The sequence below is a fragment of the Sporosarcina sp. FSL K6-1540 genome, from assembly GCF_038620285.1.
GTDB classification, from domain to species: Bacteria; Bacillota; Bacilli; order Bacillales_A; family Planococcaceae; genus Sporosarcina; species Sporosarcina psychrophila.
Window position 1 is genome coordinate 3,577,359 of record NZ_CP152018.1, and the last position, 25,437, is coordinate 3,602,795.

Genomic DNA, 25,437 nt, shown 5'->3' on the forward strand with positions numbered 1-25,437 from the left:
TTTACTCTCATTCCTTTGTATACGTTATTTGATTTTATCTAAGCGACTTTCTAAACTTTGTTTTTCTACTTCAAAACCAGACTTGCCAAGTAGCGCAAACATATTCTGTTTATAAGCTTCTACCCCTGGTTGGTCAAATGGATTTACCCCGAGCAATGTTCCACTTATTGCACAAGCCTTTTCGAAGAAATATATCATTTCCCCAAAGGTAAATTCATTGAGTTCATCCAACTCAATAAGCAAGTTTGGAACACCTCCATCAATGTGAGCGAGGGCAGTACCCAGTGCAGCTTTCTTATTTACCTCATCCATTGTTTTTCCTGATAGGAAATTCAAACCGTCAATATTGTCTATATCATCTTGAATCGTTCGTTCAATTTGGGGCTTTTTTATCTGTAGGACTGTTTCAATGAAAAGACGACGCCCTTCTTGTATATACTGACCCATCGAATGTAAATCCGTTGTAAAATTAACTGATGCAGGGAAGAGTCCTTTTTCATCTTTACTTTCACTTTCTCCAAAGAGCTGCTTCCACCATTCAGCTACATAATGTAGACCAGGTTCATAATTCACAAGTAATTCAATTGATTTCCCTTTATTATAGAAAATATTTCTTACCGCTGCATACTGGTAACTTTCATTCGTTGCGAGAACGGGATCATCGTATTTGATATAGGCGGCTTTTGCTCCTGCCATCATTTTGTCAATATCGAGACCGGCTACTGCGATTGGAAGTAAGCCAACAGGCGTCAGAACTGAGTACCGCCCACCTATGTTATCCGGAATAACAAATGATTCATAACCTTCTTCGTAAGCAAGGTTTCGAAGTGCACCTTCATTTTGATCAGTAGTTACATAAATTCTACTTCTTGCCTCTTCTTTTCCATACTTTTGTTCCATATATTCACGGAGAATACGGAATGCTAAAGCGGGTTCTGTTGTTGTACCTGATTTGGAAATAACATTTATAGAAACGTCTTTCCCTTCTAACACATGTAGTAAATGTTCGATGTAGGTAGAACTGATATTTTGTCCAGCAAAGTATACTTCCGTATTACCTTTGATTTGGTTATGAAACGTATGTGATAATGCTTCAATTGCTGCTTTAGACCCCAGATAAGAACCTCCAATACCAATAACAACTAGCACGTCTGACTGTTGTTGAATTCGTTTAGCAGCTATTTTCACCCTGGTAAACTCCTCTGTATCATAGGTAACTGGCCAGTCAACCCATCCTAAGAAATCAGAACCTGGTCCTGTTTGTTGATGGATTTGGTTATGAGCTTGTTTTACAAATCCGCTTAGATTTTCAAGTTCACTATTTTTCATGAACGATAAAACATTGGTGTAATCAAATGAAACTGTCATTTTTTTATCTCCTTTGGACTTTATCTTTTATTTACCACCAATTAAATTGATTGGATTGCAATAGTTGATTGGCTGCTTCTGGACCTGTAGAGCCAGCAGGGTAAGGATATAAAGGCAACATATCCTCCTGAAATGCCTCCAAAATCGGTTGGATCCATTTCCATGATAATTCGACTTCTTTCCAATGGGCAAAGAATGATTTATTACCGAGCATTGCATCAAATAGAAGTAGTTCATATGCTTCTGGTTGGTCTTTAGAATTGGTCGAGTGGTTCATATAAACAGGATAAAAACGGTTACTAGAAGGATTTTTCATATTCACCCTTAAAGATATACTTTCGTTTGGACTAATCTCGAATGTTAATAAATTAGGAGTTATCTCTTCAGTTTGAAGTACATTTGATTCTTCTACCTTATTCTTTAACTCAAAGACAATTCGTGTAGACTTCTTATCCATCCGCTTCCCCGTGCGTATATAAATTGGGATTCCATTCCAAGACGGATTATCAATATATAAACGCGCTGCGAAATAAGTATCATTCATTGAAGAGTCATTCACCCCGGGCTCCTCTTTATAGCCAGCAACTGGTGTATCAAGAATCGCTCCAGATTCGTACTGTCCACGAACAACATCCAGGTAAACTTTATCTTTAAGAATTGGTCGAAGAGATTCTATGATTTCCATTTTCTTGATTTCGTTTTCTTTGGTCGTTACTTCCCCGGGGAGGTGCAGTGCTGTCATCATCACTAACTGAAAAAGGTGGTTCTGAACCATATCACGTAAGGCTCCAGCCTGATCATAATAATCAGCTCGTGTTTCTACCCCAACCGTTTCACTTGCTGTGATTTGAACATTGGAAATTTGTTTATGATCTAATAAAGCTGCTAATGCTGGGTTGGCTAGTACTAAGGTTTCAAAACTTTGGACCATTGGTTTTCCAAGATAGTGGTCGATTCTATAGATTTCTTTTTCGTTGAAGGCTTTGCTCAAAGTATCATTCAATTGCTGTGCCGATTTCAGGTCACTTCCAAACGGTTTTTCAACAATGATTCGCTTCCAGCCTAAAGTTTGACTTATACCATTTGCGTAAAGATTTGACGTAATAACATCAACCAACTTCGGTGCGACAGACAAATAGAAAAGTCGGTTTTCTGGTATATCTAACTCATTTTCTCTGTTTTCGATGAGTTCGAACAAATTCAGATAGGATTCATGGTCTGTTACATCAAATGCAAAGTAGCGAAACTTAGTTAGGAAATCTTGCAAACCAAAAGTTTGAACAGCTCTTCTGGAATATAACCGGAGTGCTTTTTCCACTTTAGATTGAAAAAATTCGTTAGAACAATAGTATCTACCTAAACCGACTATTGAGATAGAATCCGGCATTTTTCCATCGAGAAATAAATTATATAAAGCAGGAAATAACTTTCGTTGAGCTAAATCTCCCGTTGCTCCAAATAAAATAAAAGTCATGTCTTGCATGATCCATTCCTCTTGGGATTCCGTTAAACAATGTTTAACATCAAATCCTTCCGAGGGATTTTCGGTATCCATATTCGATTCCCCCTACTTTTACAATTAATATTCCGTTTAAGCTTTGAATGATAATCGCAACAGTTCTCACTATACTAACTGTGGTCAATTAATGTAAGTACGCACTTTATCATCATATAGTGACTAAAAGTATACTGTTGCTTGTAATTATAAAAAGAAATGATAAGGAGTGTGAAAATGAAACAGTTGGCTTATTCATATATGTTGAATTAAAGAATCCCACTGAATTTACTGTGGCGCTCAATAAGGAGAGAGTTGTAATTCGGGGTGTGGATTGTAGAACGCTTGGCGCTTTGGGGTTGCCTCTGCCGCGCCTGCGCTTGGGAATTCATTATTAACGGAGTTGTGATTTAGAGATGTATGGATTGAGATATAATGTGATTACTATTTGATACTAACTTCATTGAAGAAAGACGCACTACATGCTGCACTAATCTCCGATAATGAAATGAGCTTCCCTATATAGAGACTATATAGCGAAGGCGCGACTTCGTGGTAGCCGGAGCGAGAAGACCGAAAGTGATCTTCTTTCTGGCTTATCGCGGGAGGCATCCACAAAGCGTCGAAGCGGTATTGGAAGGAATTATAATTAGTGCTAAGTATCGGGATTTTTTCAGTTGCTTCCCAAAAGTCCTTGTAAAGCACATACGCCGTATTCATTTGTTCAACATATATAGAGGATAGTAATGTCAACAGACTCTGAACTCAATTTTTTCAAGAAAACTTAACTTTTTTATAATCAATATATTGACTTAGAGGCAGTAATGAAATGATGAAATCAATTTGTTATCTTGTAACTCCATTACTTAAAAGGATTTTCACAGTATACTATTTGTCTGTATGTGATTTAAAAGTGCGTACTTCACAATTTTGACTTTAGGATATACACTAAGTTTGCACCGAAAAACGAATAAAAGGAGAATGAAAAAATGAAATTACAATTAGCATTAGATCTTGTTAACATCCCAGAGGCCATCGAACTTATTAAAGAAGTAGAGGAATATATCGATATCGTTGAAATCGGTACGCCAGTTATAAACAAAGAAGGACTAAAAGCAGTTGCAGAAGTAAAAGCTGCATATCCTAACCTAGAAGTTCTTGCAGACCTTAAAATCATGGATGCTGCAGGTTATGAAGTAGGTAATGCTTCTGCTGCAGGCGCTGACATTATTACTATTCTTGCGCAAGCAGAAGATTCATCTATTAAAGGTGCTGTTGAAGCAGCAAAAAAACTCGGTAAAAAAATATTGGTCGATATGATTGCAGTAAAAGACATTAAAACACGTGCTGCAGAGCTTGATTTGATGGGTGTAGATTATATCTGTGTACACACAGGCTATGATTTGCAAGCAGAAGGTAAAGATTCATTCGCAGACCTACGCACAATTAAAAGCATTGTAAAAAATGCTAAAACTGCTATTGCTGGTGGTATTAAGCTTGAGACATTACCAGAAGTGATTAAAGCACAACCAGATCTAATCATTGTTGGTGGTGGAATCACAAGTAAAGACGACAAAAAAGCAGAAGCTGCACAAATTCAAAAGCTAATTAAAGAAGGCGTGATGGTGTAACATGAACACCACAAGTTACGCAGATGAAATTTTGGCCGAGCTAAAGCGAACCATTAATCTAATTAATAGTGAAGAAGCCGAAAAATTAGTAGAAGGAATTTTATGTGCGAAAAAGGTATTTGTTGCAGGTGGGGGACGATCTGGATTCATGGCTAAGGCATTCGTAATGCGAATGATGCACGTAGGTCTTGATTCGTATATTGTAGGCGAAACGGTAACTCCGAATCTAGAACCAGATGATATTTTCATTGTCGGTTCTGGATCCGGTGAGACCCAAAGTTTGGCTGCAATGACTAAAAAAGCGAAGAGCATTGGTGCAACAGTGGTAGCTGTTACCATTAATTCTGATTCTACAATTGGGAAGTTAGCAGATATTAAAATTGAAATACCTGCCCAAGCAAAAGGGGAAGGCAATAGTGGGAAGTCAATCCAACCGATGGGATCACTGTTCGAGCAATCGCTTCTCTTATTTTATGATGCAGTTATTTTGAGATTTATGGAGAAAAAAGGATTGAATTCTGAAGTGATGTATGGACGACATGCTAATTTGGAATGATATCTCTTACCTATGTACCGAGCCTGTAGGGGATATTTTCGGACTATAAAGGCACTTATTTGTTTCTAGTCCAAAGTGTGCAAACTTTATGTGAGCTAATCGTACAACCAAATCTGCGATGGTTAAAAGAATAAACAAAAGAACTGATTTCGCTTTTTCGAAAAGGAAATCAGTTCTTTTGTTCATTCATACTATCGGTGTACTTTTTTAGTATATCTATCCTGTAACCAAAGTTGCTTTACTAGACAGCTAACTGAATAACATGCGAGGATAGTTAGGTATTGCAATGTGCAAAGCAGGAAAGGAATTAAAAGAGAGCGCTGATTATCGAATAGGAAATAGTTAATGATTTAGTTTTTAATAAAGTCTGTATATGATTGAATTCAAAGTACGTACTTTTTTCATACATAGTGGTGAAAAGTATACTATGATAGAGAATGGAGGTGGAGTAAATGCCGAACTTAGGGGAGAAAGCGTTTAATTGTGAAAAAGAATTGACGCTTGCTATTATTGGCGGCAAGTGGAAAATGCTTGTGTTATGGCATCTTGGCAAGGAAGGAACTAAACGCTTCGGTGAATTAAAGACCCTCATACCTGGTATCACCCAACGGATGCTTGTAAATCAATTGCGTGAACTTGAAGACCATTTGATTGTCCATCGCGAAGTATATGCTGTTGTTCCTCCAAAAGTTGAGTATTCACTTACTGAACATGGTAGAAGTCTTATGCCAATTCTAGAAACAATGTATGAATGGGGTAAAGATTATATGGAGAATGTCTTGGAAGTGAAAACTGACGACCTATAAATGGGTACGTCAGTTTTTTGATTTAAGAAGACTTATGCAAATCACTGATACAATACGACGCCTTTCTACATATGGTATATAAGTACTTATGATTTTAGAAAGGGTGATAATAACAATGGATTCCTACAAAAGAAAATATCCCTACAAGAAGAAACAACCCAACATTCTGTTCTTAATGGTTGATCAGGAACGCTTTCCATCGGTTTATGAAACAAAGGGATTGAAGGAATGGCGAAAAGAAAATTTAGTTGCGCAAGAATTACTACGGAAGAATGGTATGGAGTTTTATAATCATTATGCTGGGAGTACAGCCTGCTCACCAAGCCGGGCAACATTATATACTGGACAATATCCTTCGCTTCACGGCGTTACTCAAACGCCAGGTGCTGCTAAGGGATCATTTGACCCAGATGTATTTTGGCTTGATCCAAACACTGTTCCAACGATTGGGGATTACTTTCGATCTGCAGGATATGATACATTTTGGAAAGGGAAATGGCATGCTTCAGACGAGGATATCTTAATCCCGGGCACGCATAATGCATTACCTAGCTATAATCCAGCAACTGGCGTTCCAAATAAAGAGCAAGAAAAAATATATGAAAAAGCGAACCGACTCGAAAACTTTGGATACTCCGATTGGATTGGACCGGAACCCCATGGCGCGGATCCTCGAAATTCCGGTTCGTCTGCGGGAATAGGCACAAGTGGGCGGGATGAAGTGTACGCTGCTGAAACAGTAAAGCTTATCGAATCCCTACATGAAATTTCAAAGTGTACGAATAACATGACACCTTGGTTTATAAAGTGCTCCTTCATAAACCCTCATGATATTGCGTTATATGGAGTGCTATCCGCAGTTTCCCCGAATTTCAATTTTGAAGTCGACCCAACTCTCCCATACATCCCACCGGCACCAACAGTAGGGGAATCATTGTTTACTAAACCATCTGCTCAGGAAAGCTATCGTGTTACGTATCCAAAAGCATTGCAACCGATAATCGACAATAATTTTTATCGTCAATTGTATTACAGCTTACAAAAAAAGGCCGACAATGAAATGCTTAAGGTCCTAACCGCACTTCAAAACTCAAGTTTCTATGACAACACAATTATTGTATTCACGTCTGATCATGGAGAACAACTGGGAGCGCATGGCGGACTCTATCAAAAGTGGTATAATATGTATGAAGAATCGATTCATGTCCCATTAATCATTCATAATCCAACCCTATTCAGAGGAGCTAAATATACAAATATGCTAACAAGCCATGTCGACATACTTCCAACATTACTGGGACTAACGGGAATAAACGTAGACTTAATCCGTGAAAATCTTTCAAAAGATCACACCGAAGCACTTCCGTTAGTTGGTAGAAATTTGACTCCATTATTTTATGGGCATGAAAGGTTTTTTGGTGCAAATGAACCACTCTATTTCATGACAGATGATGATGTATTCAAAGGTTTACATCAAACAAATGCAATCACGGGCAAACCCTATAAATCGGTTGTTGAACCGAATGACATCGAGGCGGTGATTACTAAGTTAGAAACTGGAATAGATAAGAGCGATGAGATATGGAAATTCGCCCGATATTTTGACAACCCAAAATTTTGGACGAATCCAGGATCTAGTGATACAGTCATAACTGAACAAAATGGTTGTTATGTGCCGATAACAAAAACAGAACCAGTTCCGGAGCAATATGAGCTCTACAATCTTACTAAGGATCCACTAGAAAAAACAAACCTTGCCGATCCAGCATTTGCAACAATCGAATCGGCTATTATTCAACGAGTGTTAACAAAGGTGCTTGAAGAGCAGTGCAGAAAAAAAAGACTGACGCCAGCGAGTGGGAAAGTTCTTGGCATGCCGAATTGCAGTAAGGGTGAATAATTAGTAGGTGAGAAGCACAACTATGGGTAAGGAAATAAATCTTATTTGTTTCTATATCTGGTACTTTTTCTTGATAGTAATTCACACAAATAGTAATTAATAAGCCAGCGATTCAGTCGATTAATCCGACTGAACCGCTGGCTTGTTTATAATTAATTCGTTCACAAAGTACTACTGAAAAGTCCCATCTGCGTTTACTTTTTGGGAAGAGGAGCACCATTTATGTGGCCAATGTAAAAATCTGGGGAAAAAGCGTTAAGTTAGTGCTCCTATCTTCTTCTCTATTCGAGCAAATGATTTGAAACTTATTAGTGTAGCTATATATGCAAATACGCTACCAGTAAATAGTGGGATAATCCCAGGGAAAAGTGTAGAGACAAAGTAGATACCACCAGCTAAAGCGCCAATAGTGATGACTTCAATCGGAGATGTAATTGCGATTAAGAAAGACTGTTTGATGTATTGAAAGAACTTTAAGTTGAAATGTACATAGACTGGGAAGAAAAATAGTAATGTGATGATGCTTGAAATAAGTATGAAAATTAGTACGGGGAATAAAAACTGTAATTCACCACTATTTAACTGTAAGAAATAAAAATTGAAATAAAAGCAGTAGCTAATGACTAGAAAAATAAGTCCAAAACCATTTGTCTTTAAAAAGTCAGTCCGAAATAAAGTCCAAAACATAGGAAGTATTTTGAATTTCTCTTCACCTCGAATTAATTTACGGACAACTGCAAACATGGCAGCTGTAGCTGGAAAGATACCGAAAGCGATTAAGCCAACTAAAGTAAAAAAGATCCAAAGCAAATTAATATAAGCTAACTCGATCATTCTATAAGAAATTCTATTAAATTTTTCCCAACCAACCATGTCGATCACCTCTCAATAGTTAACTATATATTAAAAACATTGAAATTAGCAACCATTAATATGCACAAATATGGAAGGATTTTAAAAAAATAATAATCGCATGTCCCCAATTAAAGACGCTTTAGAGACTTGTCTCTTGATGAGAAATAATGTAATCTGATAAAAATGGACGCGCAATTCAATTACTTCAGTCTATTTAATTGTTTTGAAAAGGTAATCACAAGTATTTTTGTTAACTGTAGTAGAGAAAGTTTGAAGGAGTACTCAAAAGATTCTTACCCAATCGGTTTAGAGCCGAGAAAAGTATATTGTGCAGTGAGAGTCGCTACCGAATTGCAAAGGGGGGGTAATTCATATTGTAGTTTAATAGACCAATTATAACTAAATCAAATCAATATAATTTGAGAGGGGTTATTTAGATGAGAAGAATTGGGTTTTTTCTATTATTACTATTACTTGGAGCTTTAATTGTAGGATGTAGTTCTACTGATACTGACACTGGCGCTGAAAAAGAAGAAACTGGTGAAGAAAAACCAGAAGTGGTGGGAGAAGAAACAGAAAAGGAAACGGGGCTCTCTGGTGAAATAACAGTTTGGGCACATCCATTTACCGGTGATCAAGAAACTGAGGGCGCGATGTGGGATGAAGTCATCGCTTCTTATGAAGAGCAAACAGGTGTGAAAGTAAATTTTGAACAGATTCCATGGGCCAATCGTGATCAAAAAGTACTTACAGCTTTAGCAGCAAACAATGGTCCTGATGTGTTTTACGTAATACCTGATCAGATGCCACAGTACGCTGATGCGGGTATGTTACTAGCGTTAGATCCCTATTTAGAAGGCTTTGATATTGATGATTTTGTAGATACAGCGTTAGTTTCTACAACTTGGAAAGATGAGTTATATGGACTGCCAATCTTACAAGAAGCCTACACATATTTATATAATGTCGATGTAATCAAAGCGATTGGTGAAGATCCTGCAAATTTACCTGCAACTTGGGAAGATTTTGAAAAGTGGGCTGAAAAAGCAAAAGACAAGGGCTTTTATGCAACAAGTTTTCAAGGTGGAGGATCAATGAATGGAACGTTATATCCATTCCTATGGCAAGCTGGCGGAGATGTTATTACGGCAGATAATGAAGTATTAATTAACAATGAAGCAGGAGTGGAAGCATTTGAGTTCATCAATAAAATGTATAACGAGGGCTGGATTCCGAAAGATTCAATTACTGCATTAGAACATGATGCACTATGGGAAGGCGGAAAAATGTTAGCAGTTCAAGGTTCAGGTATTTCAGTAAGTCGTATGTTAAGTCAAAACCTTTTTGAATTCGTTATTGCTCCACCAATGAAAAATAAGGAACAATTAACATATGGAACAACAGGGATGTTTGTAGCGCCAATTAATACGGATAATCCAGCAGCTGCAGCAGAATTTATCAAAGTCGTGACGGATTCGGATAATCAGAAGAAATTTAACACAGTCACACAGTATATCCCTACTAGAGAATCAGCTAAAGATATCTTTGGAGAGCAAAAATATCTTGCACAGCTAGCGGATTATACACAATTTGCATTACCGGGAGTTATCCATCCAGAAGGACGTACAATCATGCCGTTAATACAAGCTGAACTTCAAACGATGATGGAAGGGAAGAAAACACCAAAAGAAGCAGCAGATGCCGCCGCAAAAGCGATTGAAGGTAAGATCGGCAAATAAAATGTTAGTAAAGCAGAGAGTTTGATCAATAAACGATCAAGCTCTCTGTTACTAACTTACATATGAAAGGGTGATTACACTGAGTAATGCAGTAGCTTCTAAAAAGAGTAAATTGCCACTGGGAGAAAGAGTGAAGCGTGAGTGGAACCGTAATGCTATCGTATATATCTTTCTCATCCCTGTTTTAATCCATTTCATAATCTTTCAGATATATCCTTTTGCATTGAGCTTTTATTTAACATTTATGGATTGGAAAGTAATTGGTGACCCGGAATTTGTAGGACTTAAACATTGGAAGTACTTCTTGACCGATTCATTGGCGTGGAAAGCTATTTGGAATACGGTTAAATTTTCAGCATATTATATTGTGCCAACGATGGGCTTAGGGTTAATTTTAGCGTTAATTATCAATTCGGGTGTTAAATCAGCAGGATTTTTTAAAGGAATCTTTTTCTTGCCAGTGGTCACTTCATTCGTAATTATTGCCGGGATCTGGGGTTGGTTATTTAGAGGTACAGAGGCGGGAATGATCAACTACTTGCTTAGTTTTATTGGTATCGAACCACAATTGTTTTTATCTAATTCTAGCCAAGCCCTAGCTGTTTTAGCGGGATTGAGTATATTTAAAGTTGCCGGAAGTACGATGATTTATTACTTTGCTGGACTTCAGTCGATTGATCGACAATTGTATGAGGCGGCACGAATTGATGGGGCATCATCATTTAAAATATTTTGGACGATAACATTTCCATTATTAAAGCCCATTCACTTTTTTGTCGCAATAACAACAACAATCGGTTCGTTCCAAATTTTCGATTCAGCTTATTTATTAACAGGTGGAGGTCCGAATTATGCTACGACAACCATTGTATATTATTTGTATGAACAAGGATTTACAAGTCTTAACTTAAGTTATGCAGCTGTACTTTCTTATGTATTATTTTTTATTATCCTAGTTATCTCGCTTATACAGAGAAAATATCTAGGACAAGAATCGAATAATTACTAATGTGTAGATGACCGCAGAAAGGAGATTGAAAAAATGCTTAAAAAAATGATCTCGTATATAGCGTTAATTGTTTTGGGATTTTGTTTTCTATTGCCGTTTCTTATTATGATTTTAGGATCTTTTAAGGATGTTCAATATGCACAATTAGATCCATTATTCTGGATACCGGACCATCCTACAATGAAAAACTATTTATATATAATGAGAGACGGAATATTTATCAGATGGATTTTCAACTCTGTTATTATTACCGTCATTCCAGTAGCGAGTCAAATGATATTTTGTGCGGTTTTAGGCTATATTTTTGCGAAGAAGAAATTCCCAGGACGAGAAATCGTATTTTGGGTTTTCATGGCAGTTATCATGATTCCGCAGCAACTATTAATTATACCTAAATTCATTATGTTCTCTGATTTCGGTTGGATAAATACTTATTGGGCATTGATTGTTCCAGAGTTATGGGGAATTATGGGTGTATTTTTAGTTAGACAATTTCTACAAAATATACCGAATGATTTGGAAGAAGCTGCATATATTGACGGGGCGAATGATATACAAATATTTTTCAAAGTCATTTTGCCACTTTCGATACCTGTTGTAGCTACAGTGGGAACATTTTCATTTATTTCAAACTGGAATGATTTATTCCAACCACTGATTTACTTAACACAAGAGAAAATGTTCCCAGTGACGCTTGGTTTAGCTTCAATGCTTGGGAAAGAAGGGAACTTTGGTATTGAAATGGCTGGTTCGACAGTTTCTTTTATACCGACTTTCCTCATATTCCTATTCTTCCAGCGTTACTTTACGGAAGGAATTCAAATGTCAGGATTGAAATAAACTGTCCCACTGAATAAGCTTCGGCTCTAGAGGATGCCTTCTGTCATAAGCCAAGCAGTTTCGCCGCTAGTCTTAGAGATTTAGCTGCCTCTTGTAAAGCGTCTTCGCTCAGTGTATATAAGGTATTCATTTGTTCAACTTATATAGGTAAAAATGATTAGAAAGGAGTGGAGGATACCGTTTGTACTTTGAAAATCGGCATTATTGGGCTAGATACATCGCATGTGTTGGCATTTACCAAGTTATTAAATGATCCGAGTGAAAGATACCATGTGCAAGGTGGAAAAGTAGTGATTGCTTTTCCAGGAGGATCACCTAATTTCGAGCTTAGCATGTCCCGGATTGACGGCTTTACTAGAGAACTCAGGGATAGCTTTGATGTTGAAATCGTGGATTCTATTGAGGAAGTTGCGCATGAAAGTGATGCGATTTTGTTGGAATCAGTCGATGGGACAGTGCATCATGAGCAATTACAAAAGCTTGTTGCGTTTAAAAAACCTGTTTTTATCGATAAACCTTTTAGTCTAAGTTCAAAAGTTGCTATCGCAATGATTCAATTAGCTGAGGGCAATCAGACACCCATTATGAGTACATCTGCGCTACGTTATGCAGAAAATTTAACAAACGTTCTTAGAATTTCGGATAGAGGAAGAGTTATAGGTGCTGATTGTTTTGGACCCATGGAACTACTGGATAAACAACAAGGCTTTTTTGGGTATGGGATTCATATGATAGAGATGCTGTTTACTATTCTAGGTCAAGGCGCAAAGTCGGTAACGACCATAACAGACAAAGAACATGACGTTATTACAGGTGTTTGGAAGGATGGGCGTATAGGAACGGTTAGAGGTAATCGAAAAGGAAACGCTCAGTTTGGCGCATTGATTCACTTTGAGAATGGTACTGAATATGTCGATATTAATTTATACCAAAAACCTTATTACGCTAGTTTATTGGAGCAAATTATGGATTTTTTTCACGATGGAATTTCGAGGGTTCCTTTAAGTGAAACAAAAGAGGTTATCCGTTTCGTTGAGGCGGCTAACGAAAGTAGTCATTATAGAAAAACAATAATTATTTAACAAACAGTGAAAATACTATATCTTTCAGAGCTGAGGTTTTAGTAGTCAAATGAAAGCCGATGAAAAATACAGTGATTTTCCCATCGACTTATAAAGTTGTTTGTTATCTTTGCTCTTCCTCAATAAAGCTTAGTCGATAAATACGACGGGGCCTTCCTTTGTGCGATAATTTTTCTTCGCCAACAATATCAACCAGTTCAGCATCCATCCATTTTAATAGAATTCGGTTGGCGCTCCTAATGGTTACATTTAATGTCGAAGCTAATTCTTGGGCAGTATAATCAATTTTTTTATGCCTAGAAACGCGTGCCATTAATTTTGTCATATAGGAAGCTGACATCCCGGCCTTTTCAGCTTTATCTAACAAATGTGGGTCTGTAATGGCTAAATTATATCTTTCATATTGTTTATGGCTTGTTATATCGACAGGCCCCAAGACACTGCGATCTTCACGAACAATATAGCAAACGTTTCCACCTAAATCTTTTGATTGACGGAGCGCTAATCGTGCGTGATTGCCTGCTTCGGCAGCGGTACGGCCAAAGCCGACACCAAGACTTATCGTAATGCCAAGTTCATTTTTAATATCTTGGAGTAAGGGAATGAATTTATAGCCCCTTGTTTCACGTTCGAAAATACCGCGGGTGGTAATGAATGAATATTCTTCTCCACCTAAATTGATTAGATGCCCATCAAGCAGTTTAATATAATCAAGTAGCATTTGTTGGATAGTTAATTTTAATAATTGAACATCATGCTCAGAAGAATACTTTTCCGTTACGCCTTTGAAATTATCTATATTAATTAAACCGAAAACAATTTGCGATTCTTTATTTCTGCGTGTATTCGTTGCTAAGAGGGCTCGTTCCAAAGAAACGATCATGTCCTGTTGAGTAGGTGTTACCCATTCATGGGGAATATGGCGAGCAGATAATTGAATCGCTACGTCCTGAATCCCTGTAAGTGCAATTGCATTATAGTCCTGATAATTGCCAATATGGAATTGTACTATTTCCTCAATGATTGTACTTTGTAAAGGGTTTTTATAGATAAGAAGTTCATAATTAACTTCTTCAAGTTCTGATAAAATTTGTTCAACATACTTTTCTTCAACTGTATCAATGGACAGGCATTTTAAACTGTACCTACTTTTAATGATAAATAATGACCTGTAAAGTCCAGTGCCCATTAAGGGCATATGATGCACAGGGATTATAAAATCGACAACTTGTTTGACGATGTTATATGAGTGATATTCAGTAAACATTAATACTTCGACATCGTTCATTAATTCCCTAGTTATTTCTGTGATAAGACTAGTAGGTTCGATGATTCGAAAAACAGGTTTAAAGTTTGGAAACGTTTTCAGTGTTTCCCGTGTTTGATCGACAAGTGCTTTTGGCCCGATGATACCGATATTAATATCTGAATTATCTTGTACATTATTCTTTCTATGCATAAATAGTTCCCTCCTTATCGTTGTAGAAAAGTGAAATAACGGGATAGTGTCTCTTAACCTAATGTTTTGTTTATAATACTTTCTTCTAGTAATTCTGTCAAAAATGAGAAATAACAGCGCTAATGCATGATAAAAGAAATTCGACATAAAAGGACTCAAATAAGACTTGTCTTTTAATGAAAGTCTACATACAATACTATTGAATAGCAATTTAGAAGTATCAGATAACTAGTTTTTATTAAATGAAAATAGGGAGTGTTGAAATGAAGACAATTGCAGAGCTTGAAGATCTTATGACGAAACCATCAACAGAACTAATCAATGATCTTAGATTAGTAGATGGTGATATCTTAATTTTAGGTATTGGTGGAAAAATGGGACCAACATTAGCGAAGATGACGAAACGGGCGATTGATGAAGCGGGTTTGGATAAGAAGGTGATTGGCGTTTCTCGGTTTTCAAATGGCAGTTTAAAAGAAGAGTTAGAGGACTTTGGAATTGAAACAATCGCTGTTGATTTACTAAATGATGAGCAACTACAATCACTCCCGGATGTAAAAAATATTATTTTAATGGCAGGGAATAAATTTGGAACTGCTGGCAATGAACATTTCACATGGGCAATGAATGCTTATTTACCGGGTAGGATTGCAAATAAGTTTAAAAATTCCCGTATCGTTGCATTTTCATCTGGTAATATTTATCCACTGACGAGTGTGGTGAGTGGTAATTGTTCTGAAGAGACAGCTGTTAGTCCGATTGGTGAGTATGCACAATCTTGTTTAGGGAGAGAGCGTATCCTAACAAACTTTTCTCGTAAAAATGAAACGCCACTGCTTCTATTTCGACTAAATTATGCAATTGATATGAGGTATGGAGTGTTAGTAGAAATCGCTCAACAAGTTTTAGAAGGTAAAACTATTGATTTAACAATGGGGAGTGTAAACGTAATTTGGCAAGGAGATGCAAACGAATACGCAGTACGGTCCTTGCTACATTGTGATACTCCACCGAAAATAGTGAATGTGACTGGACCGGAGACCATTTCAGTCCGTTGGTTGGCTGAAGAATTTGGAACGCGATTTGATAAGAAACCTATATATGACAATGAAGAACAGCCGACAGCATTGTTAAATAATGCTTCCAAAGCGCATCGGTTATTTGGCTATCCAAAAGTAACACTTCAACAAATGATTGATATGACGGCAGAGTGGTTAGTGAATAATGGAGAAACATATAATAAACCAACCCATTTTCAAGAACGAAAAGGAGCATTTTAAATGTTGAATCCTGCTGTGAAAAAACAATTACTTGAGGGAACTGTTATTCCGGCGCATCCATTAGCCCTAACAGAAGAACGGCAACTAGATGAAGCCGGTCAGCGCGCACTTACTCGCTATTATATTGATGCAGGTGTGGGTGGGGTAGCAGTTGGTGTCCATACAACTCAGTTTGAAATTCGTGATCCGCAGTTTAGTTTATTTGAAAAAGTATTAACCCTTGCGATTGAAGAGATGAGGAAGGCACTAGTTCCCGATTCATTCATAAAAATTGGCGGAATTAGTGGTCCCATAGAACAGGCGATTAATGAGGCGGAATTTATAAAAGCGATTGGCTATGACCTTGGATTGCTAAGTATGGGAGGTTTACACAACGCTTCTGAGGAAGAGCTACTTGATCGGACTGAAAAAATTGCTGGGATTATCCCGGTTATTGGATTTTACTTGCAGCCGGCGGTAGGGGGCCGGATTCTTTCCTATGATTTTTGGAGGAAGCTTGCTGATATACCGAATGTTCATGGCATAAAGATCGCACCTTTTAATCGATATCAATCTCACGATGTGATTCGAGCGGTTTGCCATTCCAAAAGAAATGAAGAAATAGCTATTTACACTGGAAATGATGACAATATCGTTAATGACTTGTTAACGACCTACCGTATTGATGTAGACGGTAAAAAGATAGAGAAACAGATTGTCGGGGGGCTACTTGGGCATTGGTCAGTCTGGACGAAAACAACAGTAGATATGTTTAATAAGATAAAAAACATTCGATCTAAAGAGGACATTCCAAGCGAATTATTAACCTTAGGGCAAGAAATAACCGATGCAAACGCTGCTTTTTTTGACCCGAATAATCAATTTAAAGGGAGCATTGCAGGTATTAATGAAGTGTTGGCAAGACAAGGGCTGTTGAAAGGTCGTTGGTGCTTACTTGATAAAGAAAAATTAAGCCCAAATCAATCGGAGGAAATAGATCGTGTGTATGTCGATTATCCGCATTTACATGATGATGCTTTTGTGAAAGAAAACTTAGACAAATGGTTTAAAGAGTAAGGAGCGGATGAAATGAAATCAATTGTCACGAGAAATCAAAATGTTCATATTGTTAAGTGTATGAAACCGGCGATTAAACCTTCCTATCTATTAATTAAAACACTGCACTCGGTCATTTCACCTGGGACTGAACTAAGCTTGATTGGAATTAGTGAGGATAGAGATATCACATTAGGCTATAGTGCGGTTGGTGTTGTTATGGAGTGTGGTGAAGGTGTGGAAGATTATCAAAAAGGGGATATTGTTGCCTGTTATGGTGCTCCATATGTAGGGCATTCTGACTGTCTATTAGTTCCAACGACATTATGTGCAAAGGTTCCGTCTGGCGTGGAGGCAAAGGAAGCAGCTTTAGCAGGAATTGGTGCGATTGCAATACATGCACTAAGGATTGCAAAACTAGAATTCGGGGAAACAATTGTTATTATTGGCCTAGGACTGCTTGGTCAAATGATCGCTAAAATAGCCAATGCTGCTGCATATAATGTGATTGCTTTCGATAATCAAGCAGAAAGAGCCGCAATGCTTCATGAAGAAACGAGTATTCGTTCTTTTTCTACTATCCAAGAGATGGAAAGCGAAATCGAGAAATGTACGAAAAAATATGGGGCAGATGCGGTTCTATTATGTGCGGGTGGTAAAGGTTCATCGCTGACAAATCAAAGTTTAGAGTGGATTCGACATCAAGGAAAAGTCGTAATTGTCGGTGACATTGAACCGGACTTTCCTAGAAATTTACTGTTTGCGAAGGAAGCGCAAATACTTATTTCACGCGCTGGTGGGCCAGGACGATATGACCAAGTTTATGAGAAACAGGCAATCGATTATCCATACGGTTACGTTCGCTGGACAGAGGGAAGAAATGTGGCAGAGTACTTACGTTTAGTAAATGACAAGCGGATTAATGTCCAATCATTTTTAACGGATGAAGTTGATTTTCAGGATGCACCAGCTGCTTATGATGAGTTGTTCAATAAAAAGTCAACGACATTGACGAAGATTATTAACTATTAATAAGTCGAAGTAAAGATTCCCATCAAATCCGCTTCGGCTATCCCTTGTAAGGCGCCTTTATTCAGTTTATATAATTAGTATTTTGAATAATTTTACTATTTCATCGCGTACTATTCCTATTATATAGAAGGGAGTTATGTCTATGTTGAAAGTTGGTGTAATTGGAGGAGGTTCTATTTCCGAGTTTCATATTATTCCATATATGAAAAACGATGGAGTAGAGTTAGTGGCGTTATGTGATAGCAATGAACAGCGTCTAGCCAAAGTTGGTGAGCGCTATAGTGTCACTGAACTATATAGTAACTATGAAGAGTTATTGCAAAATCCGGAAATTGATGCGGTTAGTATTTGTACTTGGAATAACACACATGCAGTGATTGCAATTGCGGCATTGGAAGCAGGTAAGCATGTTTTGGTTGAGAAGCCATTATCTATGACTGTTGCACAAGCATTAGCTGTCGAAGCGGCGGTTAAGAAGTCCGGTAAAGTACTACAAGTTGGGTTTGTCAGACGTCATGGAGACAATACAAAGCTACTCAAGCAATTTATTGAACAAGATGAACTTGGTGAAATTTATTACGCAAAGGCTTCCTGTTTAAGAAGGCTGGGAAATCCTGGTGGCTGGTTTAGCGATCAGTCGAAATCTGGTGGTGGGCCGCTTATTGATTTAGGTGTCCATATGATTGACATCTGTTGGTATATGATGGGGAAACCACGACCTGTCTCAGTTAGTGGTAATACATATTCAAAGTTAGGCAATCGTAGCCATATACAAAATCTATCGTTCTACCAAGCAGCTGATTACGACCCTGCATTAAATGATGTGGAAGATTTAGCAAATGCACTCATTCGGTTTGACAATGGAGCCTCTTTGTTTGTAGATGTTAGCTTTACACTTCATGCCAAAGAGGATGAGTTATACGTTAAATTGTTTGGTGAAAAAGGTGGAGCAGAAATTGAACCGAAATTAGTGATGGTAACGGAGAAAAGCAACACGATTTTAAATGTTACACCACAAGTTGATAATTTGAGCTTCGATTTTGAAAAAGCCTTTAAAAACGAAATCAATCATTTCGTTGACTGTTGTAAAGAAGGAAAAGAAACCATTGCACCTGTTGCTGATGGTGTGCAAATCATGAGAATGTTGAATGCCGTCTATGAGTCAGCAAAAACAGGCAAAGAAGTATATTTATAAATGAAAACGGTGGATAAAGATGTTGTCATCATAGGTGGTGGACTTGGTGGTTGTGCAGCAGCGTTATCGGCATGTGCCAATGGATTACACGTCTTGTTAACAGAAGAAACCGACTGGATCGGTGGTCAAGTCACTTCGCAAGGGGTGCCGCCTGATGAACATCAATGGATTGAAGAATTTGGTTCAACGAAGAGATACCAAGACTATCGTAAAAAAGTTCGAGACACTTATTTACGAACAATGGATGTAAAAGTTACTAAAACACTATTTAATCCGGGGAATGGTTTGGTCAGTAGCATTTGCCATGATCCGAGAGTCAGTCTACATGTATTGAATGAAATGCTCCTGCCATATGTCTTAACTAGCCAGCTTACGATTGTATTGAACACGGTAGCTACCTCGGTTGAAAGAAATGGCAGAACATTAACTAGCGTAACCTATAAAAATACTGTAACTGGAAAAGAAGAAGTGGTTACTGCACCCTATTTCATCGATGCTACAGAAGCTGGGGATCTATTGCCGTTAGCAGCTGTCGATTACGTAACAGGTGCGGAAGCGAAAGCAGATACACATGAACCGCATGCAATGAAAGTAGCCGATTCTGACGATATTCAAGCATTCACATATGTACTTGGTATGGAATACCGGCTAGGAGAAAATCATACGATACCGAAGCCGGAGATGTACGAGTTTTGGAAAGAATTCCATCCAGCTATATGGCCCGATAACTATTTAAGCTTTTTTGCGCCACATCCGATTACGAAAGAGAAAAGAGAATATACGCTTTTTCGTGAAGAAACAGGCTTCCCTCTTTGGGAATACCGACGTAGCTTTGATAAGCAACAGTTTAATACGCCAGTCGATGCTGGTGATGTCAGCTTAATGAATTGGCCACAAAGTGATTATTTCTTAGGTAACATTTACGATGTGCCCGATGTAGAAAAAGAGAAACATATCTATCAAGCAAAACAGTTAAGCTTGTCCCTTTTGTATTGGTTACAAACCGAAGCGCCGCTGCCTGATGGCAGTAAAGGATATCCAGGGTTGAAACTTCGTAAAGATCTATTCGCAACTGAAGATGGCTTAGCAAAAGCAGCCTATATTAGGGAATCGAGACGGATCAAAGCGGAATACACAATCGTAGAGCAGGATGTTTCACCTGATTTTAATGAAGGGAAGACAGGAAAGTTATATGTTGATCGTATAGGGATTGGCTCATATAGCATCGATTTACATCCAAGTATGACCGGGAGAACCTATCTAGATATAAAAGCGTTACCCTTCCATATCCCTTTAGGTGCGCTGATTCCGAAAGATACAGATAACCTGTTAGCAGGTAGTAAAAATATTGGAACAACACATATAACAAACGGTTGCTATCGCCTTCATCCAACAGAGTGGAATATAGGGGAGGCATGCGGTGCATTAGTTGCATTTTGTATGAAGAACAACACAGATCCCAAAACAGTTCGTGAAAATAAACTGTTGTTATCAGAGTTTCAAGATCAGCTAAGAGCAGATGGTTTTGAATTAGAGTGGCCAGCAGAATTTTATCGTTAGTGAAAGTCAATCGACGTGGAGGGATCGCATGAATATTAGTGTAAGTATGTATAGCTTGGCATCCACTATCCGGAAGGAAAACTGGTCGATTGTCGACTTCATTGACTATGCCAGCAGTATTTCAACGGAAGGGGTGGAATTGCTCGATATTTATTGGACGAATAAGGACGAAAAAGACGAAGAAATCGGAGAAGTACTTACCGCATTGAAAAGCTATAATTTACAAGTGTCTGCATATGATATCACGAATAATTTTGTGAAAGAAGCAGTTGAAGAACGTGCTGAAGAAGTGGCAAAGGTTTTACACGGTATTCAAGTTGCGAAAAAACTTGGAACGACAATTGTTCGCGTATTTTGTGGCGATATCCAAGGTGACTTAACATATGAAAATGGATCGGCCTGGATTATAGAAGGTTTGAAGAAATGTGCAGAAATAGCTGAAAAAGAGGGAATCTATTTAGCTATTGAAAATCATGGCTTATTAGCCGGTAAGAGTAAGCAAGTAAGCGAGATTATAAAGGCGGTGAATAGTCCTTTTGTAAAATCGACGTTTGATACGGGGAATTTTTTGCTTGTCCATGAAAAGCCGACAGAAGCATTTAAGCGGTTGAAAGATGAAATTGTTCATGTTCATTTTAAAGATTTTCGTGAAAAAGTAGAAAATGAGTCACTTCGTGGCTTTCGTTCATCAGAAGGGGTGGAACTAATCGGGGTTATTCCAGGTGATGGTGAAGTGGATCTCGCTTATATTGTAAATGGATTAAAAAATTCGAATTATGATGGTTGGTTATCTATTGAATATGAAGGACATGACGACGCGAAAATGGCTAATGAAGAAGCGGTTAATCGTTTAAGAAACCTATTGAGATAGGGAGTTGAAAGTAATCATGAAAATTGTATTTGCTAGCTTAGAGAAACTCGACTTTCGTAATACAGTTGAAAATGTAATTCTAATAGAGTCGGTTGAACAATTAAATAATACTACTTATGAAGATACTACATATGTGTTACCTGTTTCTGAAGAGTATATGGGAATTATAGCGGATGCCGGAAATGAAGTTTATATTCCATTCACTGAATTAACAGTTGACCATCAAAGTCTAGGATGGCATGTGTATTTTGATTTAGAAAACTATCCATTTTATCAAAAAGTAAAAGGGTTGATCGATAAAGAAGAAAAACCTAAAGGCGTTTTTCGTTTTAGACGCATGGTGAAGCAATATGAAAACAATTCATTACTCACGGGCGATTTATATGTATTATCGTCATTGCTTGGGGAGCCTCAACGTATTCAAGTAAAACAAACGGATCAAACTGTGATTCCAGTACATACGATTATTTTGATGGACTTTGGTGGAGGAACAATGGCGCATATTGAATATACAGTGACTAATCAGGAGCGAATAGAGCTTGAATGGAGCGGAATTAAAACGATCTTAGAATTTGATAGTGATCAGATGAGACCGATTCAGCAAGGAAGTAAGGCGTCTCTACCATTAGCCTATTCGGTCGATGCCATTTTAGCAACAGCTCAGAAAGTAGATCAGGTGCTCGTTAATCGATTGAATTATTTTAGTAACCTATTCAATGGAGGTGCTCATTCATGAAGGTTGGCATGATGAGTTTTGCACATATGCATGCATACAGTTATGCGGATGGCGTAAAGAGATTACCGAACGTTGAGTTAGTGGGCATCTTTGATGAAGATATTGAAAGGGGCCAAGAAGTCGCCAAAACATATAATACGGACCACTACAGTGACCAAGCAGAATTTTTAGCATTGGAAATGGATGCTGTCATTATTTGCAGTGAAAACAATCGTCACAAAGAAATGGTTGTAAATGCCGCGAAAGCAAAGAAACATATCCTCTGTGAAAAACCAATTGCAACGAATCTTAGAGATGCTAAGGAAATGATTCAGGTATGTAAAGATCATGCTGTTATTTTGCAAATTGCTTACCCTGTACGCTTTAGCTCACCGATTCAACAAGTAAAAGAAATGATTGATAACAGAGAACTTGGTGATATTATAGCTTTCCGGACAACCAATCGGGGGCAGAATCCTGGTGACTGGTTTATTGATGAAGGACAATCTGGTGGTGGTGCTGTATTAGATCATACCGTACATATGGTCGATATCATGCGCTGGTATTTAAATGTAGAAGTAACGGAGGTCAATGCAATTATTGATTCCTATTTTCATGATATTGCTATTGATGATGCTGGTCTTCTCACACTAGAATTTGAAAACGGCGTGATTGCTTCTCATGATGCAAGTTGGTCCCGTTTTACAGAGTACCCAACATGGGGGGATGTAACGATTGAAGTGATTGGGACAAAGCAAACAGTGAAAGTAGATGCATTAAAAGAACATATTAGGATGTTCAGCAGTGGAGAAAAATCATTGCAACATGTTTTTTATGGAAACGATATGGACTTTGGATTAATAAATGATTTTATCAACTGTGTAAAAGAAGGAAGAGAACCTTCTATCACAGGTTATGACGGACTGAAATCATTAGAGGTTTCATTGGCGGCCTATGAATCAAGTAAATTTAAAAAGGCGATTAGGTTATAGACACTAATAAGGGCACTAGTTTTCGTCAATTATGATAGGAAGCTGTAGTGTCCTTTTAATGTTTAATTTTTGGATATAGGAGATAGCATTTAGAAAATGGAAGTATTAAATTGCTTTATGTGGTAGGCATTGGAGAATGTTCAGTGTTATTGTATGAGTATTCGGTTTACTCGGTAGTTAACATAAAGGATGTAAAGTTGGAGGAAACCGGTTTTGCATTAGTAAAGATATATTAAAGGCAACTCCAAAATTAGTAGATTAGGGGGATTAACTAAAATGTCATTAAGAAATAAGATATTCATTACTTTTTCCTTATTACTATTACTTCCCCTAATAGTTGTTGGAATAGTTGTTCAGAATATATTTATGTCTTCTAAAAGTGAAGAAGTTATTACTAAAGTTGAAAATACGATTATACAACTAAATTATAATTTAGATTTAATGTTAGAAGATGCATCAAGGTCTACAATCTCAATATTATACAACAAAGAACTTGTTGGTGTTTTAAGGGAATATGATATGAATACTCCTATAACCCATAAAAAGTATAGTCATGTTAAATTACTTTCTTTATTTTTATCGAGCATGACTTTTAATAAAGATCAAATATATGGGATACATATATTTGCAAAAAATGGTCAATTATTTAGTCATATGGATAACTACAGAATTGAAGATCAAATTAATCTACAAGAGCAAGAATGGTATCTGAAAGCTAAGGAACAAGAAGGTGGTTGGATAACATATTATGATGTTAAACCTATTTATTATAAAAATAACAGTGAAAAGTATGTGAGTTTTCTTAGGTTGCTGAGAGATCCGGAGAATCACAATGAATTAGGAGTAATAAGAATTGACTTTGCACCTAAGTATATAAAGGAAATAACTGAGCAACTTGGAAGCGAGAATTGGCAAATATCCACAACGCATAATGAACCATTAATAGGAAGTCAAAGTGATTATCTATTATCTAGTTGCCAAAAAAATCAAAGTTGGATTAAGACTGAGAAATCTAATCAAGAGTATTTTTGTGTTACACATACATCAAGTAAAACTGGTTTAAAAATAAGTAATGTTATACCCAAAGATTATTTATACAGTGAAATCAGTGAGTTCAACAACATTTTGCTTTTATTAATTGGATTTTGTTTACTTATTTCTTTACTTATCTCTTACTATATGACGAACTATCTACTAAAACCATTGGAGTTATTAAAAACACGAATTAGATGGTTTCAAGAAAATAAGTTGGCAAATAGTAGTAGTATCCAATCTAAAAATGAATTAGTAGAATTACATGTTGCTTATGATGGAATGTTATCTGATATAGATTATTTGGTTGCGGAAGTGTATGAAATAAATTTGAGAAACTCGGAAGCTGAATATAAAGCGTTACAATCCCAAATGGACCCACATTTTATCTTTAATACACTAGAATCAATTAACATGAAGGCCATAAATAATGATCAGTTTGAAATTTCAGACATGATTGCCGAATTAGGAAAATTAATTAGATATCGTTTAAAAAATGAAGAACAACAGATCCCTTTGCAAGAAGAAATAATATTTGCGAAAACCTATGTAAGCATTATGAAGAATAGATTAGAGGATGCACTTGACGTTCATTGGGATTTGGAAGATGAGATTCTGGATCATCTAGTACCAAAATATATAATTCAACCAATAATTGAAAACTCGATAATGCATGGTTACAGTAAAACGGTCAAAAGGGTTGAGATATTTGTGAAAGTTAAAATGGAAGGATCCGCACTTACTATATCAGTTTGTGATAATGGTACCGGGATAGACAACTGCAACCTATTAAAAATAAAAGAATCACTAAAATCTACTTTAATGAATAAAGATTATGGGGAACATCCTGAAAGCGTTAAAAATGGTATTGCATTAGTGAATATCAACAGGCGGTTAAGACTTATTCATGGACCTAATAGTATGTTGCTTATTTCATCGGAAGTAGGAATAGGTACCCAGGTAGATATTATCATTAGAAAGTAGG

At 37.2% G+C, this 25,437-nt stretch carries 21 protein-coding genes; 17 read left to right on the top strand and 4 right to left on the bottom strand.

The features are described from left to right. Positions 1–24: 24 nt before the first annotated feature. Positions 25–1,368, bottom strand: a complete 1,344-nt coding sequence (locus MKY15_RS16905) for a glucose-6-phosphate isomerase (protein ID WP_340741965.1) — start codon at positions 1,366–1,368, stop codon at positions 25–27. Positions 1,369–1,399: 31 nt separating this feature from the next. Continuing rightward, complete coding sequence (gene zwf, locus MKY15_RS16910) at positions 1,400–2,923, bottom strand: glucose-6-phosphate dehydrogenase (RefSeq protein ID WP_340741966.1); 1,524 nt, start codon at positions 2,921–2,923, stop codon at positions 1,400–1,402. A 929-nt stretch (positions 2,924–3,852) separates the two neighbouring features. Here zwf and hxlA point away from each other — a divergent pair. The 4 genes from hxlA (at position 3,853) to MKY15_RS16930 (ending at position 7,756) form a co-directional block, all read left to right on the top strand. Further along, positions 3,853–4,494, top strand: a complete 642-nt coding sequence (gene hxlA / locus MKY15_RS16915; RefSeq protein ID WP_340741967.1) for a 3-hexulose-6-phosphate synthase — start codon at positions 3,853–3,855, stop codon at positions 4,492–4,494. Between the two features lies 1 nt (position 4,495). Then, positions 4,496–5,050: a 6-phospho-3-hexuloisomerase gene (hxlB, locus tag MKY15_RS16920; RefSeq protein WP_340741968.1), complete on the top strand. Its 555-nt coding sequence runs from the start codon at positions 4,496–4,498 to the stop codon at positions 5,048–5,050. A 452-nt stretch (positions 5,051–5,502) separates the two neighbouring features. Next, a complete protein-coding gene (locus tag MKY15_RS16925; RefSeq protein WP_067208470.1) occupies positions 5,503–5,856 on the top strand; it encodes a winged helix-turn-helix transcriptional regulator in 354 nt (117 codons plus the stop codon). A 115-nt stretch (positions 5,857–5,971) separates the two neighbouring features. Then, positions 5,972–7,756, top strand: coding sequence for a sulfatase-like hydrolase/transferase (locus tag MKY15_RS16930; RefSeq protein WP_342538077.1), 1,785 nt, complete (start codon positions 5,972–5,974; stop codon positions 7,754–7,756). A gap of 255 nt (positions 7,757–8,011) precedes the next feature. Here MKY15_RS16930 and MKY15_RS16935 read toward each other — a convergent pair whose 3' ends face one another. Next, complete coding sequence (locus tag MKY15_RS16935; RefSeq protein ID WP_067208475.1) at positions 8,012–8,629, bottom strand: DUF624 domain-containing protein; 618 nt, start codon at positions 8,627–8,629, stop codon at positions 8,012–8,014. Positions 8,630–9,048: 419 nt separating this feature from the next. On the opposite strand from MKY15_RS16935, the gene MKY15_RS16940 reads away from it, so the two are divergent. The 4 genes from MKY15_RS16940 to MKY15_RS16955 all read left to right on the top strand — a co-directional run bounded on the left by MKY15_RS16940 (position 9,049) and on the right by MKY15_RS16955 (position 13,281). After that, a complete protein-coding gene (locus tag MKY15_RS16940; RefSeq protein ID WP_067208477.1) occupies positions 9,049–10,350 on the top strand; it encodes a sugar ABC transporter substrate-binding protein in 1,302 nt (433 codons plus the stop codon). Between the two features lie 79 nt (positions 10,351–10,429). Further along, entirely contained in the window at positions 10,430–11,359 is a 930-nt protein-coding gene (locus tag MKY15_RS16945; RefSeq protein ID WP_067213918.1) for a sugar ABC transporter permease, read from the top strand. Positions 11,360–11,392: 33 nt separating this feature from the next. After that, positions 11,393–12,199 carry a carbohydrate ABC transporter permease gene (locus MKY15_RS16950; RefSeq protein WP_067208479.1) on the top strand — a complete coding sequence of 269 codons (807 nt, stop codon included), beginning with the start codon at positions 11,393–11,395 and terminating at the stop codon, positions 12,197–12,199. A 188-nt stretch (positions 12,200–12,387) separates the two neighbouring features. Further along, positions 12,388–13,281, top strand: coding sequence for a Gfo/Idh/MocA family oxidoreductase (locus tag MKY15_RS16955; RefSeq protein WP_338652614.1), 894 nt, complete (start codon positions 12,388–12,390; stop codon positions 13,279–13,281). 103 nt (positions 13,282–13,384) lie between these two features. Here the strand turns inward: MKY15_RS16955 and MKY15_RS16960 are convergent, their stop codons facing one another. After that, positions 13,385–14,740 (bottom strand): hypothetical protein, encoded by a 1,356-nt coding sequence (locus MKY15_RS16960; RefSeq protein WP_187047534.1) that lies wholly within the window; start codon positions 14,738–14,740, stop codon positions 13,385–13,387. A gap of 263 nt (positions 14,741–15,003) precedes the next feature. Between MKY15_RS16960 and MKY15_RS16965 the strand changes: the two genes are divergently transcribed. The 9 genes from MKY15_RS16965 to MKY15_RS17005 all read left to right on the top strand — a co-directional run bounded on the left by MKY15_RS16965 (position 15,004) and on the right by MKY15_RS17005 (position 25,436). Beyond that, entirely contained in the window at positions 15,004–16,020 is a 1,017-nt protein-coding gene (locus MKY15_RS16965; RefSeq protein ID WP_187047535.1) for an NAD(P)-dependent oxidoreductase, read from the top strand. Beyond that, positions 16,021–17,076: a dihydrodipicolinate synthase family protein gene (locus MKY15_RS16970; RefSeq protein WP_187047536.1), complete on the top strand. Its 1,056-nt coding sequence runs from the start codon at positions 16,021–16,023 to the stop codon at positions 17,074–17,076. A gap of 12 nt (positions 17,077–17,088) precedes the next feature. Then, the gene (locus tag MKY15_RS16975; protein WP_342538078.1) at positions 17,089–18,087 is read left to right on the top strand and encodes a zinc-binding alcohol dehydrogenase; all 999 of its coding nucleotides are present in this window, start codon (positions 17,089–17,091) and stop codon (positions 18,085–18,087) included. A gap of 142 nt (positions 18,088–18,229) precedes the next feature. Beyond that, entirely contained in the window at positions 18,230–19,282 is a 1,053-nt protein-coding gene (locus MKY15_RS16980; RefSeq protein ID WP_338652611.1) for a Gfo/Idh/MocA family oxidoreductase, read from the top strand. Continuing rightward, entirely contained in the window at positions 19,283–20,842 is a 1,560-nt protein-coding gene (locus MKY15_RS16985; RefSeq protein ID WP_338652609.1) for an FAD-dependent oxidoreductase, read from the top strand. It abuts the gene before it with no gap. 28 nt (positions 20,843–20,870) lie between these two features. Beyond that, positions 20,871–21,713: a sugar phosphate isomerase/epimerase family protein gene (locus MKY15_RS16990; RefSeq protein ID WP_067208497.1), complete on the top strand. Its 843-nt coding sequence runs from the start codon at positions 20,871–20,873 to the stop codon at positions 21,711–21,713. Positions 21,714–21,729: 16 nt separating this feature from the next. Beyond that, positions 21,730–22,449 carry a hypothetical protein gene (locus MKY15_RS16995; RefSeq protein ID WP_338652608.1) on the top strand — a complete coding sequence of 240 codons (720 nt, stop codon included), beginning with the start codon at positions 21,730–21,732 and terminating at the stop codon, positions 22,447–22,449. Further along, complete coding sequence (locus MKY15_RS17000; protein ID WP_338652607.1) at positions 22,446–23,420, top strand: Gfo/Idh/MocA family oxidoreductase; 975 nt, start codon at positions 22,446–22,448, stop codon at positions 23,418–23,420. Before MKY15_RS16995 ends, MKY15_RS17000 begins: the two co-directional genes overlap by 4 nt. A gap of 276 nt (positions 23,421–23,696) precedes the next feature. Further along, a complete protein-coding gene (locus MKY15_RS17005) occupies positions 23,697–25,436 on the top strand; it encodes a histidine kinase (RefSeq protein WP_338652605.1) in 1,740 nt (579 codons plus the stop codon). Position 25,437 lies beyond the last annotated feature (1 nt).